This is a genomic window from Pseudomonas sp. LBUM1656 (assembly GCF_059716065.1).
In genome coordinates this window covers 3220732-3235341 of the sequence record NZ_CP166800.1, presented here as the reverse complement: position 1 = coordinate 3235341, position 14610 = coordinate 3220732, and the positions used below count along the sequence as shown (strand labels likewise).

Sequence of the window (14610 nt, the reverse complement as noted above, 5' to 3'; positions counted from 1 at the left end):
CACTCGCCAGGACGCAGGAAAGTCAGAGCACCTCCTCAATATAGAAGTGCCTCGCGATTGAGCAAATCGAAAGGCCTAAACAATTCATTGGGATAGACGAGGACCTGTGTCTGATCGTTCCCACGCTCTGCGTGGGAATGCAGCCCAGGACGCTCTGCGTCCCATCGAGAGCCGAACGCGGAGCGTCCGTAGAGGCATTCCCACGCAGAGCGTGGGAACGATCAACTCAGCCAAGCAGTTCGCGCAGGCGATACCACAACATCCCCAGCGCCAGCAGTGGCGAACGCAGCATCGGCCCACCCGGAAAGGTCATGTGCGGCACCGCGCTGAACACATCAAACCCTCGACTGTGCCCGGCATGGATCGCTTCGCCCAACAACTTCGCGCACCAATGCGTCACGTTCAGCCCATGCCCGGAGTAACCCTGGGCGTAGAACACGTTGGGGTGCTGACTCAAGCGCCCGACCTGCGGAAAACGATTGGCGGAGATGCCAATCCTGCCGCCCCATTGATAGTCGATGCGCACATCGCGCAGTTGCGGGAAGACCTTGAGCATCTGCGGACGCATGTACGCCGTGATGTCGGCCGGATCGCGCCCGGAGTAGTGGCAGGCTCCACCGAACAGCAAGCGTCGGTCCGCCGAGAGCCGGTAGTAATCCAGGCCAACTTTCTGGTCGCACAACGCCAGGTTCTGCGGGATCAACTGCGCGGCAACCTCAGGCGCCAACGGCTCGGTGGCGATGATGTAGCTGCCAGCCGGGAGCACCTTGCCGCTGAGTGTCGGTTCGAGCTCTTCCAGATGTGCGTTGCAGGCCAGCACCAGACTGCCGGCGCGCACCGTGCCAGCGGCACAACGAACTTGCACCGTGCTGCCATGGATCAACTCCACTACCGGGCTCTGTTCGAAGATCTGCACGCCAAGGGATTGCGCCAGTTTTGCTTCGCCCAGCACCAGATTGAGCGGGTGCAAATGGCCAGAACCCATGTCGACCAGACCACCGGCATAGACGCCTGAGTTCACCACTTGCTGGCGAATCTGCTCCGGCCCGACCAGGCGGGTTTCGTGGGCGTAACCCGACTCGGCCAGAGCTTCCTGCTCAGCCTTGAACGCCGTGAACTGAGCCTTGGTGTTGGCCAGCTCGCAGAACCCCCAGCGCAGGTCGCACTCAATCCCGTGTTCACGGATGCGATTGCCCACCAGTTCCACCGATTCGATACCCGCACGCTCCAGATAGCGCACGCCGTCTTCACCGATGTAACGGGTGAAACCGCTGACGTCATGCCCGATGCCGCGAATCAGCTGCCCGCCATTGCGCCCGCTGGCGCCCCAGCCGATCCGCCGGCCCTCCAGCAGAATCACCGAGAGCCCGCGCTGAGCCAGTTCGATCGCGGTGTTGACCCCGGTAAAACCGCCGCCAATCACGCAGACATCGGCCACGAGGTCCGAGGCCAGCGTGGGGTAGGGCGTCAGGCCATTGGCCGTGGCCGCGTAATAGGAATGTGCGTGTTCGTTATTCATTTGTTGGACTTCACTTTGCTCCAGGAACGGGTCATCAGTCGCATGATCGCCTGTGGCGGGGTGGTCGAAATGTAGAGTTTGTCGAGGACTGCCTGGGGCGGATAAACCTCAGGATTGTTCACCAGCTCCGCGTCCATGTATTGCTTGGCGGCCGGGTTCGGGTTGGCGTAACCGACCGAGGCGCTGACCTTGGCAATCACTTGCGGGTCCAGCAGGTAATTGATGAACGCGTGGGCTTCTTTCGGGTTGCCGGCATCAGCAGGAATTGCCAGCAGGTCGAACCACAAGTTACTGCCTTCCTTCGGTATCGCGTAGGCGATGTTCACGCCGTTCTTCGCTTCCTTGGCCCGGTTCGCGGCCTGGAAAACGTCACCCGAGTAGCCGAAAGCCACGCAGATGTCGCCGTTGGCCAGGTCCGACACGTACTTGGACGAGTGGAAGTAAGTGATGTAAGGCCGGATGCTCAACAGTTTGGCTTCGGCTTTTTTGTAGTCCTCGGGGTTCTCGCTGCGCGGGTCCATGCCCATGTAATTGAGAATTGCCGGGAACACTTCATCCGCCGAGTCCATCATCGACACGCCGCACTGGCTGAGTTTCTTGATGTTTTCCGGTTCGAACAGCACGGCCCAGGAGTCGATGCGGTCGATGCCGAGCACTTGCTTGACCTTGTCGACGTTATAGCCGATGCCGTTGGTGCCCCACAGGTACGGCACGGAATGCTCGTTACCCGGATCGTTTTTCTCCAGCAGCGCCAACAGTTTCGGGTCGAGGTTCTTGAAGTTCGGCAACTGCGCGCGGTCCAGTTTGAGGAACGCGCCGGCCTTCACCTGACGGGCCAGAAAGTGGTTGGACGGCACGACCACGTCATACCCGGTGCGGCCGGCGAGCAATTTGCCCTCCAGGGTTTCGTTGGAGTCGAAGACGTCGTAAATCACCTTGATCCCGGATTTGGCCTGGAAATCGACGAGGGTGGTTTCACCGATGTAATCGGTCCAGTTGTAGACGCTGACGGTGGGCTGAGCCTGGGCAACGGCACTGAACAGCACGGCCAGCGTGGCCGGAACCATGGATTTCAATAGACGCATTCGACACCTCTTCGATGATCGTTCCCACGCTCTGCGTGGGAATGCCTCTAGGGACGCTCCGCGTTCCAATGGGACGCAGAGCGTCCCGGGCTGCATTCCCACGCAGAGCGTGGGAACGATCGTTAGTTGTTGTAGTTGTGTTGTGATGGGTTAAACGCTAAGCATCAAAAACTCACGTTCCCAGGAGCTGATCACCCGTTTGAAGTTCTCGTGCTCGGCACGCTTGACCGCCACGTAACCGCGCACGAATTTGTCGCCCAGATACCGTCCGATGGTTTCGCACTCTTCCATCTGTGTCAGCGCATCCTCGATGGTGATCGGCAGGCGCAGGTTGCGGCGCTCGTAGGCTCGACCTTGCACCGCAGCACTCGGCTCGATGCGTTCAACCATGCCCAGGTAACCGCACAACAAACTGGCCGCAATCGCCAGGTACGGGTTGGCGTCAGCCCCCGGCAAGCGGTTTTCCACGCGCATCGAGTCCGGCGTGGAGGTCGGCACTCGCAGGCCGACGGTGCGGTTTTCTTCGCCCCATTCGACGTTGACCGGCGCCGAGGTGTCCGGCAGGAAGCGGCGGAACGAGTTGACGTTGGGCGCGAACATCGGCAGCACTTTCGGGATGTACTTTTGCAGGCCGCCGATGTGGTGCAGGAACAGTTCGCTCATCGTGCCGTCGGCATTGGCGAAGATCGGCTGCCCGGTGGCGATGTCGACCACGCTCTGGTGGATGTGCATGGCGCTGCCGGGCTCATCACCAATCGGCTTGGCCATGAAGGTCGCCGCGACGTTGTGCTTGAGCGCCGCCTCGCGCATGGTGCGCTTGAACACGGTGATCTGGTCGGCCAGGTCCAGCGCGTCGCCATGACGGAAGTTGATTTCCATCTGCGCCGGGCCGTCTTCGTGGATCAGCGTGTCAAGGTCCAGGCCTTGCAGTTCGCACCAGTCGTAGACGTCTTCGAACAGCGGATCGAATTCATTGGCCGCGTCGATGGAAAACGACTGACGACCGCTTTCCGCACGGCCCGAACGACCCAGCGGCGCCTTGAGCGGCAAGTCCGGATCTTCGCAGCGCTGGGTCAGGTAGAACTCCATTTCCGGCGCGACAATCGGCCGCCAGCCTTTGTCGGTGTACAGCTGCAGCACTTTTTTCAGCACGTTGCGCGGCGACAGTTCAATCGGGTTACCGAACTTGTCGAAGGTGTCGTGGATTACGATGGCGGTCGGCTCGATGGCCCATGGAATCACGTAAACCGCGTCCGCGACGGGCTTGCAGACCATGTCGATGTCGGCCGGGTCGAGCAGGTCGTAGTAGATGTCGTCGTCGACAAAGTCCCCGGTTACCGTTTGCAAAAGCACACTTTCCGGCAGGCGCATGCCTCGCTCATGCAGGAACTTGTTGGTGGGTGCAATTTTGCCGCGTGCAATGCCGGTCAAGTCACTGACCACACACTCGACTTCGGTAATCTTGTGATCTTTCAGCCACGTGAGCAACTGATCGAAAGGGACATTCATAAAGACCTCGTTAATGGTTTTATTAACGCCGGGTAGGGCGGTTTCATCCACCACACACTTCCCCTGAGACGCGTTGACGACTATCTTGGGCGAGCCTTGCGGTTCCATCTATCCACTTTAAGCAGCACCAAAACGCACCAAACGAGTGCGTAAGGTCTTTCATGTCAGCGTCCAGTCCGATCCAGGTTCAAGCGTTCAACACCGACGATGTCGCCGCGCAAATCCGCGCCACGCCGGGTTGGGTCCAGCATTATCAGCAGATGTCGCCAGGGCATTTCGCCGGGCGCGTGCGCTACCTCGACCTGCAAGGCGTGGAGATTTACGAAGAGCAGATGAACACCCGGGTCGAACAGAATTTCAGCGCGCCCGAGGGTTCGCTGGCGTTCTGTTTCGATCGCAGTGACAACGCGCTGTACGTGTTGAATGGCGAAAGCCGCAACATCTGGATCACCCCGGAGAACTACCAGGAAATCGCCGTGGTGTTCGGTCCGGAGTTCGTGCAGCGTCACGGTTTGAATGTCGCGCGGCTGGAAGGTTTGTTCATGTCGCCGCTGAACTCGGGGCAGAACGCCTTGTTCAGCCGCTGGTTGAGCAGCACCTTGACCCGGCTCACCGAAACCCTCGACCCACCCAGCAAAGAAGCGCTGACTCAGCAATTGCTCGAGGATTGCCTGTACATCCTCGACAACGCCTGCGTGTGCCTCGATCGTGGCGGACTGCAGCGCCGCACCGAAGAACGCGCGGTGATGAAACGCATCGGCGAGTGGGCCGCCGACTCACCGGAAGAAACCCTCAACCTGCTGGAGCTATCGCAGGTGGCCGGGGTTTCACTGCGTCAGTTGCAGCACGCGTTCAAGGCCTTCACCGGGATGACGCCGACCCATTGGCTGCGCCTGCGCCGCCTCAACAGCGCCCACCGCGAATTGCTCGCGCGAACACCGAATGACACGACCGTTGCCGAAGTGGCGATGAATTGGTCGTTCTGGCATTTAGGGCGGTTTTCCAGCAGTTATCGGGCGTTGTTCAAAGAGTTGCCGAGCGAAACGCTCAAACGCAACAGTCAGTGCTGATCGCACTATTAAAAGAAGCGGTTATTGCAAACTTGAAATTCTTGTACGTGTTCAGGTGTTTTCTATAATCCGCATCTGTAGTCCATTTCCGGCAAGTGTGGCTCGATGTTGCAGTATTTTTAATATTTTATTTTTATTTGTTAAATATCAATTAGTTGCGCTATCTGTACTGTATTTAAGCTGAGTTGAGTCAAGCGCAAAGGTCATCTAGGTTTCTGATCGTCGATACAAGTCGTGTATCGATTTGAACGAACCGAGGCAAAAACAATGACTGTGCTGTTGAATGAATCAGAAACTAGCCATGACCTTCCAAAAGCGGTATTGCAACTTATCTCGGGCGAGTTTCCTGGCGTGGCCCGCAGTGCCGGGATCTTTACCAAGGAAGATGTGATCCAGATAAAACAGTATGTAAAGAAAGGCCTCGCGCTGCCCAGCGAGTTGCCGGAGGTCGAGTCATATCTGAAATACACCCACGTGGACATCGCCGGGCTGGAACCCAGCGATATCCAGGTGTTGTTCAAAAAAATCAGAATTCATGCCGCCAGCTGGGATGCGGTGGAAAACAAAATCATCCAGCAAAGTATCGACTTGAGTTCCGCCGCCAAAAACATCGTCAGCAGTGGCAGCGAGATCATCTCTGTCATCAAGGAAATGCCCATCATGGACCGCGTCAGAACGACGTTGGGCGAGATGAGCCAAAACGACCTCGAAGGCATCCGCTATACGTCTGACGACGGTGAAGTGGCCTCTGCCGTGACCGAAATCATCGAACTGATGAAGGTCGATATCAAACGCCAGCAAGGCGCGACCCAGGAGCTGAAAGATCGCTTGTCCAACTTCAAGATCGAGCTGTCGGGCGGAGAGCTGTCCGGGGGTAAACGAGTCTTTGGCTTGCAGTCCGAGGTAAAGGGCAAGTACGCCTTGATGGAGCGCAACAACTTGCTCGCATCCATCGCCAGCACCAAAGAAACGATCAAGGAAAAAAAGGAGCGGATCACTCAGCTCGACAAGGATTACGACTATTATGTCGGCATGTCGTTCTCGGGAGGCTTGCCGATTTTCTGGCCGATTTCAGGTTCGATCTTCGGCCCGAAAGCCGAGACCGCCCGTAAAGAGCGCAATGCCCTTAAAATCGAAATCGACGCGCTGGAGTTGGCTGTCACTGGCAAAGAGAACTTGCAGAGCGCCATCGAAAGTTCCATGTCCAACTTCGGTGATATCGGCATCCGCATGGCCGGCGCTGAAGCGGCACTCAATATCCTGAACACGATGTGGCAAACCATTCTGAGCAAGGTTGATTCATCAGCCGACCAGTTCGGGCGCATCAACAACGCCTTGCGCCTGACCTCATTTGTCGCCGAATTCGCGCAGGTGATCGATCCGTGGCGCGACGTGAAGAACACCGCCGGTGACTTGGTGACGGTGTTTAACGAAGCCCTCGAAGAATACAAAAAAACCTTCAATTGATTTGCCCAGCGGACAAAAGGATTATTGCCATGAGCAACGTGACGCTGATCGACAGCCCGGTTATTCCGGTCATTGACGTAAAGAACATCATTCAAACCATTCGTGATAGCTCCAGACTGGCGAACTTCAGAAATGAACGGCCGGACGTGCTACAGGAGCGAGCCCACCGTGTGGTCGCGTATTTGAACAATATCGATACCGCCCTGCGTGAATCATTTCCGGTCTTGCTGACTGCGCTGAATAACGCCTCCGGACAGCAGTGGTTTGAAGTGCTTGATGAACTGAATGGTGCCTTGGCCCGACATGACCTGACACCGGACGACCGGGCGCTGGTGGTCGACGAACTGGCCAATGTCAAAGGCAACATCAATACGATGCTGGAGGGCGTCGAGGCGAAATTTATCGCGCGCTCGCGGCTACTTGAGAGCGAAGTCCAGAGCCTTTACAAGATCGAAATCGGCGAGCGCGCGGATGAACCGCTGAAAGTCGCGCGAGACCGCAAAGCCAGGATTCTGGCCCAACTCAATGATCACCACCTCAATAAAGCGACGTGCGAGGAACAGCGCGACACGCTGATCAAGGCACAGGACGTGATTCGCGAATTCAACCTGGCCGACATGTACAAGAATTACATTCCGGACGCAAAAGCACTGGACGGTCTGGACATGGCCAATCCGAAGAAAGAAGCCGTCAAACAGGGTATTGAACTGGTCAGGAAGGTGTTGGGGGTGGTCTCTGACGGTATCAAATACACTCAACTCGCGACTTCGCGCAACATTCTGGACCTGGAGATTGAGTCGATTACCCGGTTGGTCGAAGGGCTCAATAACGAGCTTCAGGCCGCCGAAGATCTCTTCTCCGACATGAGCGCCGTCGTGGAAATAAGCCGCCGACGCAGGACCGCGGGCGAAGAGATCATCGTCGTGGCAGGTGTGTGGCGGGGGTTTTCGATGCACCTTGAGACACTGAAAAACCTGGAATACAACCAGGCCGGGCTGTCCAGATTGCTGACGCGGTACAAGAACCATCTGGAGGGATTGGCGGGGGACTACAACAGCACGATGATCAACTAGGCCATTAAACGCAGCCTCGTTTCACTCGACAGCTGCTACAGGGGAGCGTGCACACCTGTAGCAGCTGTCGAGTGAAACGAGGCTGCGATCTTTTGATATCAGACCGTAGCCGCCGGTTTCGCCAGTTCAATACCCGCCGCACCCAGCCGTTTGAGGATTTCAAACAACAGATCACTCTTGGTCGTGCCGACGATTCTCGGGCTGCTGACGTACCCGGTGACCGTCAGCGTGATGCCTTCGGGGCTCAGTTTGCTGAACCGGACGAAGGGCGCCGGTTTATCGAGGATGGTCTCGTGTTCGACATAGGTGGTGTACAGCAGGTTTTGGACCTGCTCGGGGTCGATGTCCAGCGGGAACATCAGTTCCAGTGTCGCCACCCCTTGAGCACTGCCGCCGAGGGTGACGTTGCGCAGGTTTTGCGAGATCAATTGCGAGTTGGGCACGATGACGATCGAGCGGTCGCTGAGTTGTATTTCCGTGGCCCTGACGTTGATGCGGCGGATGTCGCCTTCGACGCCGCTGATGCTGATCAGGTCGCCGACCTTGACCGGGCGTTCGGTCAGGAGAATCAGGCCGGAGACGAAATTCTTGACGATTTCCTGCAAGCCGAAACCGATCCCCACCGACAGGGCGCTGACGATCCACGCCAGGTTGGTCCACTTGATGCCCAGGGATGACAGCGTCAGCAGAATCACCAGGGCGTAGCCGATATTGGCGAACAGTGTGCTGAGCGAGGCACACATGCCGGGGTCCATGTCGGTCTTGGGCAGGAACTCGTTGTCCAGCCATCGGCGCAGTGTGCGAATCAGGTAGATGCCGATGAACAGGGCCAGCAGCGCATTCAACAAGTGGCCCGGGATGATATTGAGTTTGCGCAGGCCATCGCCGCCGAGGATGGCGAACGTCTGGGTGAACAATTGCCCGAGTGTGGTGCCGACGCCACCGACAAACAGTGAAATGACGGCGAGCAGTATCAAACCGGCACGACCGACCCCGGACAGAATGATCGACACTTGTTCAAGACGCACGTCGCCGATCCCGAGCAACTGTTTGAGCGCCTTGCCGCTGGGGCTCTTGGGAGAAAACAGGTACTCACAGCTGTCTCTGAACAACTGGGTCAGCAAGTAGAAGCCCGACAGGATGATAAAACCCCAGACCAGTTGGTAGGTGATGAATCGCGCCAGGGAGATGTAGCCGATCAGCAGGGCAATCATCGCGACAACAATGGCGATACCGGCGAACGAATAAATCAGGCCGGCGACGGTGGTGCTCGATTCCGGTGCTTCACCGGTGGCCGCCACGGCTCTGCGGACTTTGCTGGCACGCTGGAACAACGTCCCGATAATCAGCGTGACCACCAGTGCTATCAAGCCGCGGCCGAAGAGGATCGCGGGCGGACTCATGCCGGTGACGTTGGTGATTTGTGCCAGCCCTACCAGGATCAGCAACGTGACGGCCAATATCCTTGGGAACGGCTGGATCGCCAGTGCCACGGGATCGGCGATCGCCGGCAATCGCCAGGAGGGATGTTTGGTCGACAGCAACGCCCGGCTCAGACCGGTAATCAGGATGCAGACGTAGATGACTTTTTCGAACTCTTCGGCAAAGTTCTGAATCAGGGGCGTCAACGGCAGTTGGCGAGTCAGTGCGTAAAACAGCAGTTGCATCGCAAAGGCGGTGGTCAATACCGTGGCCACGACGGAAGCCAGTGCGAGCGAACTTCGCCGTAAACGTCCTTCCGGCATTCGATGAATGCACACCCAGGTCAGCCCGCGTTCAGCAATTCTTCGTCCCCAGGACCAAATAGCCACGGCCAGCAAGATGAGTGCGACGGCAAACAATCGCTCGCCGGGTTGCCAGGCATTCTTGATGGCGCTGGAGGCCTGCTGGATGAAGTCGTTCATCCGCTGGCGGTCCTCCTTCAGCGGACTGAACAAAGGCGCCCAGAATCCCGGCCCCAGGATGCTGCCGCTGCGCAGCGTGACTTCGGTTTCCAGCAGGCTGCGGCGAATGCCGGCGATCTGAATGATCAGCCCGGCCGCATTGTTTCTCAGCGCCGTGAGGGTTTTCAGGCTGGAATCGACTTTGGTCTTTTGCTCGAACAGATAGGCTCTTTGCGTCGCAATATCCGTTTTCTCGGACGCGACATCCTCCGGCGATACCGGACCCAACACATCCAGTTGCGCTTGCAGTTGCTTCTGTTCGGGCAGCAGTGAGGACTGCAGACTGTCCACGTCATTGATAAACAACTGCACGGAATCTTGCAGGCCGACCATCTGGGTGAGGTTATTGGCCAGCGAAATCTGTTGTTTGATTCGGTCAAGACGGATTTGCAGGTCTTGCAGATCACTCGGGGAGAGGGCAACGGGCGCAGTGCCTGACATAGGGGTTGGCATCGGCGGCAGGTCGGCGGCCGACAGCACTCCGCCACCGGTTCCAAGCAGCGTGAGCACGACGAACATCATTAACTTCAATGCATTACGCATGGGAGTGCTCGATTCTGTTGTGGGTCGCTCAACCTATGAGGTTAGGCCATCACGCCAAAACGTTCGAAAAGAATCCTGTCCACCGTCCGGATCCGGCAATACCGGACCGGGATGCTGTGCCGCGTGATCTACACTCTTTGTTGCTGAATCAAGCCCGGGACAGTTATCAGCGTTCTGCCACCCAGTGTCTTTTTGCCGAGTGACGGGCCGCGCTGGAGGTCATTATGAGCAAGGTGTCATCCATCAGCCTGAGCATCGCATTGGCGCTTGCCTGTACTCAGGGCTGGGCTGCAACGGTCGTTCCGATGAAAGGGCAGAGTTCGCAACAGACCCAGTTGGACATCAATGAATGCAATAGCATCGCCGCCAGTCAGACCGCGTCGACCGCGCAGCCTGCTTCCGGAGGGCGAGTGCGCGGTGCTGCCGCGGGGGCCGCCGCCGGAGCGGCCGGGGCCCAGGTGCGCGGGCGTCAGCATGACGAGTTTTATGATCGCGTCGATGACGACACCAAGCAGGACTATCGGCAGAACCGCGCCAAAGAGACGGCGGTGGCCGGCGCGGTGGTCGGCGGTTCGCGTCAGCGCCAAGAGCGCCGGGCACAAGAGAAAACCAGTGCCGCCAACACCTCGACGGCGTACACCAGTTGCCTGCAAGGCAAGGGCTATCAGGTTAATCCCTGAGCTTTCTGCGGCCGCTGCTCCAGCAGATAGACCATCAGGCAGGCATACAACGTGACGGCGAGGAACAAGCCCATGCGCACCGCAAACGCGGTGTACACGTCCTTGCCGGCAATGCTGTCCTGAACCGACTGGCCCAACAGGATAATCAGCGTGATCAACGTGTTGAGCCAGAACCCCGGGGGGAACCGGGTCGGGCTCAGGGCATACATCTTGCGCGCCAGCACCAGGCTGAACAGCAGCATCCACAAATAGAACATCCACAGGTGCACAAACAGGCTGAGGGCGCTCCAGAACAGGATCGCCAACAGGCCGGCAAGCAAGGTCGATCCGACGAGTTCACGGCCGGCGGTGTGGGCGTTGGTCGTGGAGCTTTGCTGACCCAGGCTGACGGCCTTGAGGATGATCGGCAGGTAACCGGCCGGGTCGATCAACGCCAGCAGGAACGTCGGCAGCACGATCAGGGTTGCACGCAGCGCCACCCGACTGACCTCTTCGGCGGGCAACGTCGGCGCGGGTGGTGGGGAAGGGGCGTTGGGCGGATCCGGGAATAACCCATGGCTGAGCGCCACAACCGCAACGGCGAGCAATAAACCTTTGACCAGGGCGCCGATGACCATTGCCGCCAGATCGAATTCGGCGACCCCGGCCGAGGAGATCATGGTCAGGCCAATCACCAGAAAAGTCACGATCAGGGCATTGCCGCCGCGCAGGCCAAAACGGAACACCAGGAACAGGCTCAGGCCGATCAGCAGTACGCCAGTGACGGGGTAATAACGCAGGATCGGGATCAGTAACAGGCCAAGGCCCGTGGTCAACATCGCAGCCAGTGCGAGTACCACCGCTGCCTTGAACGGCAACGGGCGGTTGATCGAGGCCAGCAGGATCAGGCACAGCACCGGCGCCAGAAAGGGGATCGGCAACCCGAGACCGAAGCTCGCGGCCAGGCACAACGCCGTGCCAGTGGCGAGGCGTAATGCGCGCTGTTCCCGGGGCGTGCGTTTAGTAGGCATACGACAGCCAGCTCATGAACCCCACAAACACGCGGCCCAGCGGGTTCAGCGGGTTGCCTTGGGTGGGAAAGGCCATGACTTCAGCCTGCCCGCCGGCACGGATGGCGCGGCTGTCCCGCAAGGTTTTCCGGGCATCCTCCGAGAACTCGATGATCACTGGAAAACGCTGAGCCGGTCGCAGCCAGTCGCGACTGTTTTGCACTCCGGGCAAGGTGCCGGGCGCGGGCGTCTGCCCGACACTGACCCCGTAACCGACACTGCGCACGCGTCCATCGAACACTTCGCCCGGGAGCGCATCCAGAACGATCGTCACCGGCGTATCGACTTTCACCAGGCCGAGGTTGTTTTCGGTCATGTCCGCGCTGATCCATACATCGTGGATGGCAATCAGGGTCATGACCGGGCCACCGGCCGCAGCGAACTGCCCGGCGTCGGTGCGCAGGTCGGTGATCAATCCTGCCGAACGGGCGCGAATCTGCGTGTTGGACAGATCCAGCTCGGCTTTCGACAGGGCGGTGGCGGCGCTGCGCAGCAGGGCGTTGTCTTCCTCGCTGCCGCCTTCTTGTTCACGCGCACGTTGCACTTCGGCGCGGGCGGCATCGACCTGGCTGACGGCCTGCTCACGGTTGGCGCGAGACACTTCGAGCAAACGCACGGAAATGGTGCCAGGGTCTTCGCGGTAAAGGCCTTCGAGGCGTTGATTGTCCTGTCTCGCCTTGAGTTCGTTGGCCTGGGCGGCGCGCAAGTTGGCTTGCGCCGAGGCGATGCCGGCGGTGCCGGCGCCGATCTGCCGACGGGTCGATTCAAGGTCAGCGCGGGCACGGTCGACGGCAATCTGATACGGCTGCGGGTCCACCTCGAACAGCACGTCGCCAGCCTTGACGTCCTGGTTGTTGCGCACGTTGACGCGGATCACCCGGCCGGCGACTTCCGAGGCGACCGGAATGACAAAGGCACCCACGCGCGCTTGTTGCGTATAAGGCGTGAAGCGGTCGGCCGCCAGGTACCACGCCAGGCTCAGGAGGATCAGGAGCAGCACCCATTTGATGCCTTTTTTCGCCGGGTCGGCGGCAGGCGCGGGTGGCTTGGGGGCGGGCGCCTCGGGGACAGGCTGCGCGGCTTCACTCATGGCTGTTTACCTTGTGGGGCAGAGGGGCGGCGGGCTCGCTCAGCAGGTCGCCCCAATCGGTGCGCTTTTCCATCTGCTGGCGGGTGGCTTGATCGACTTTGGGCTGGGCGCTGTACCAACCGCCGCCCAGGGATTTGTACAGCGCAATCAGATTGCTCACGGCGTTGCTGCGGGCGACCAGGTAGTTGTCCTGCTGTTCGAGCAGCGCGCGCTGGGCATCCAGCACGCGCTGAAAGTCCGAATAACCTTCGCGGTACTGCGCGCTGGCCAGCACCAGTGAACGTTTGGCCGCCACTTCGGCCTCGCTGAGGATGCGTTCGCGCTCCAGCGATTTGATCAAGCCAGTGGCGGCATCGTCAGCCTCACGCGCCGCCTGGCGGACTTTGTCGCGATAGGCCTCGATCAGTTGCTGCAACCGCGCATCCTGGATACGCACGTTGTTGCTGATCTGGCCGTGGTCGAACAGGTTCCAGCGCAGACTGGGGCCGCCGATCAGGTCCAGGCTCCTGGACGTTCCATTGAGCGTGTCGGCCGACCAGACGATGCTGCCGAGCAAGGTCAGCGACGGATAGAAATCACTTTCGGCCACGCCGATCAGCGCCGACTGGGCCGCGACATTCAGCTCGGCGGCGCGCACATCAGGCCGCCGCAGCAGCAGATTGGCCGGTACATCCTGGAGCACGGCGCGATCGACCAGCGGGATCAAGCCTTCGTTATTGACCAGCAGCGGCAAGGCGCCAGGCGCTTGCCCGATCAGCACGGCCAAGGCGTTGCGGGTTCGTTGCAGCTGGTCTTCGAGGGTGGGGATGGTGCTCAGGGTGCCGAGGTATTGGGTTTTGGCCTGTTGCAGATCGAGTTCGGCTTGCTGGCCGCTGTTGAACAGTTTTTCGGTGATCTCGAAGTTGCGCTTTTGCTGTTTGGCGTTCTCCCGGGCGACGCGCAATCGCGCCTCGGTGGTGCGCAACGAAAAGTAGGTGTCGGCAACCTGGGCGCGCAGCAATACCAGCACGTCTTCATAGTTGGCCTGGGCCGCAAAGTAATTGGCGTCGGACGATTCGATGGCGCGGGCGAAACGCCCCCAGAAGTCCAGCTCCCAGCCAATATCGAACCCGGCGCTGTATTGCCAGAAATGGTTGTCCTGGGGATTGGTGCCACCGGATTGCCGGCGATTGAAGTACAAGCTGTCGGCGCTGGCTTGCTGCAGTTGCGGGTACAACCCGCTTTGCGCAATGCCCAACTGGGCACGAGCTTCCATCACCCGCAGGCCGGCGATTTTCAGGCTGGAATTATGAGCATCCGACGCGGCAATCAGCTCATTGAGCAGCGGATCGTTGAAGACCTGCCACCACTGGCGGATATCCGGATTCGTTCCGCGTTGGCTGGCCTGTTCAAGGGCGGCGGTGTTCCACTGTTCGACCCATTTTTCACCCGGAGGCTGGAAGTCCGGCCCCAGGCGCACGCAGCCACTCAGGCCAAGTGCGCCGAGCAAGAGGAGGTGGCCTGGCAGCCTCAGCAAGGAACGGCCTCGATGCATCGCGTATCGTCCAACCGGGAAAGGTCACTGGAGCATAGCCGTCCAAAT

11 protein-coding genes are annotated in these 14610 nt (G+C 59.3%); 4 read left to right on the top strand and 7 right to left on the bottom strand.

Going from position 1 to position 14610, the window contains the following annotated elements; genetic code table 11:
* Positions 1–226 precede the first annotated feature (226 nt).
* The 3 genes from ACA072_RS14680 to ACA072_RS14670 form a co-directional block, all read right to left on the bottom strand.
* Positions 227–1519 carry an NAD(P)/FAD-dependent oxidoreductase gene (locus tag ACA072_RS14680; protein ID WP_497618482.1) on the bottom strand — a complete coding sequence of 431 codons (1293 nt, stop codon included), beginning with the start codon at positions 1517–1519 and terminating at the stop codon, positions 227–229.
* Positions 1516–2604, bottom strand: a complete 1089-nt coding sequence (locus tag ACA072_RS14675; RefSeq protein WP_497618481.1) for a polyamine ABC transporter substrate-binding protein — start codon at positions 2602–2604, stop codon at positions 1516–1518. Before ACA072_RS14675 ends, ACA072_RS14680 begins: the two co-directional genes overlap by 4 nt.
* Before the next feature lie 150 nt (positions 2605–2754).
* The gene (locus tag ACA072_RS14670) at positions 2755–4113 is read right to left on the bottom strand and encodes a glutamine synthetase family protein (RefSeq protein WP_461982270.1); all 1359 of its coding nucleotides are present in this window, start codon (positions 4111–4113) and stop codon (positions 2755–2757) included.
* 161 nt (positions 4114–4274) lie between these two features.
* Between ACA072_RS14670 and ACA072_RS14665 the strand changes: the two genes are divergently transcribed.
* From ACA072_RS14665 to ACA072_RS14655, 3 genes are all read left to right on the top strand, one after another.
* Complete coding sequence (locus tag ACA072_RS14665; RefSeq protein WP_497618479.1) at positions 4275–5183, top strand: helix-turn-helix domain-containing protein; 909 nt, start codon at positions 4275–4277, stop codon at positions 5181–5183.
* A gap of 267 nt (positions 5184–5450) precedes the next feature.
* Positions 5451–6650: an alpha-xenorhabdolysin family binary toxin subunit A gene (locus ACA072_RS14660; protein WP_497618478.1), complete on the top strand. Its 1200-nt coding sequence runs from the start codon at positions 5451–5453 to the stop codon at positions 6648–6650.
* Positions 6651–6679: 29 nt separating this feature from the next.
* Positions 6680–7723 carry an alpha-xenorhabdolysin family binary toxin subunit B gene (locus tag ACA072_RS14655; RefSeq protein WP_497618477.1) on the top strand — a complete coding sequence of 348 codons (1044 nt, stop codon included), beginning with the start codon at positions 6680–6682 and terminating at the stop codon, positions 7721–7723.
* 98 nt (positions 7724–7821) lie between these two features.
* Here the strand turns inward: ACA072_RS14655 and ACA072_RS14650 are convergent, their stop codons facing one another.
* Positions 7822–10209: a DUF3772 domain-containing protein gene (locus ACA072_RS14650; RefSeq protein ID WP_497618476.1), complete on the bottom strand. Its 2388-nt coding sequence runs from the start codon at positions 10207–10209 to the stop codon at positions 7822–7824.
* A 224-nt stretch (positions 10210–10433) separates the two neighbouring features.
* Between ACA072_RS14650 and ACA072_RS14645 the strand changes: the two genes are divergently transcribed.
* A complete protein-coding gene (locus tag ACA072_RS14645; protein ID WP_497618475.1) occupies positions 10434–10889 on the top strand; it encodes a hypothetical protein in 456 nt (151 codons plus the stop codon).
* Here ACA072_RS14645 and ACA072_RS14640 read toward each other — a convergent pair.
* Genes ACA072_RS14640 through ACA072_RS14630 form a run of 3 tightly spaced genes read right to left on the bottom strand, consistent with a single transcriptional unit; the run spans position 10874 to position 14562 of the window.
* Positions 10874–11899: a DUF2955 domain-containing protein gene (locus tag ACA072_RS14640; protein WP_497624924.1), complete on the bottom strand. Its 1026-nt coding sequence runs from the start codon at positions 11897–11899 to the stop codon at positions 10874–10876. The two genes, ACA072_RS14645 and ACA072_RS14640, sit on opposite strands and share 16 nt — an antisense overlap.
* Positions 11889–13028, bottom strand: a complete 1140-nt coding sequence (locus ACA072_RS14635; RefSeq protein WP_497624923.1) for an HlyD family secretion protein — start codon at positions 13026–13028, stop codon at positions 11889–11891. Before ACA072_RS14635 ends, ACA072_RS14640 begins: the two co-directional genes overlap by 11 nt.
* Positions 13021–14562 (bottom strand): efflux transporter outer membrane subunit, encoded by a 1542-nt coding sequence (locus ACA072_RS14630; protein WP_497624922.1) that lies wholly within the window; start codon positions 14560–14562, stop codon positions 13021–13023. The genes ACA072_RS14635 and ACA072_RS14630 overlap by 8 nt, the downstream gene beginning before the upstream one ends.
* Between the last annotated feature and the right edge of the window lie 48 nt (positions 14563–14610).

Coding starts and splice junctions, on each gene's coding strand:
- ACA072_RS14670 (WP_461982270.1), bottom strand. CDS start 4,113: ATGAATGTCCCTTTCGATCAGTTGCTCACGTGGCTGAAAGATCACAAG.
- ACA072_RS14675 (WP_497618481.1), bottom strand. CDS start 2,604: ATGCGTCTATTGAAATCCATGGTTCCGGCCACGCTGGCCGTGCTGTTC.
- ACA072_RS14640 (WP_497624924.1), bottom strand. CDS start 11,899: ATGCCTACTAAACGCACGCCCCGGGAACAGCGCGCATTACGCCTCGCC.
- ACA072_RS14645 (WP_497618475.1), top strand. CDS start 10,434: ATGAGCAAGGTGTCATCCATCAGCCTGAGCATCGCATTGGCGCTTGCC.
- ACA072_RS14660 (WP_497618478.1), top strand. CDS start 5,451: ATGACTGTGCTGTTGAATGAATCAGAAACTAGCCATGACCTTCCAAAA.
- ACA072_RS14635 (WP_497624923.1), bottom strand. CDS start 13,028: ATGAGTGAAGCCGCGCAGCCTGTCCCCGAGGCGCCCGCCCCCAAGCCA.
- ACA072_RS14665 (WP_497618479.1), top strand. CDS start 4,275: ATGTCAGCGTCCAGTCCGATCCAGGTTCAAGCGTTCAACACCGACGAT.
- ACA072_RS14680 (WP_497618482.1), bottom strand. CDS start 1,519: ATGAATAACGAACACGCACATTCCTATTACGCGGCCACGGCCAATGGC.
- ACA072_RS14650 (WP_497618476.1), bottom strand. CDS start 10,209: ATGCGTAATGCATTGAAGTTAATGATGTTCGTCGTGCTCACGCTGCTT.
- ACA072_RS14655 (WP_497618477.1), top strand. CDS start 6,680: ATGAGCAACGTGACGCTGATCGACAGCCCGGTTATTCCGGTCATTGAC.
- ACA072_RS14630 (WP_497624922.1), bottom strand. CDS start 14,562: ATGCATCGAGGCCGTTCCTTGCTGAGGCTGCCAGGCCACCTCCTCTTG.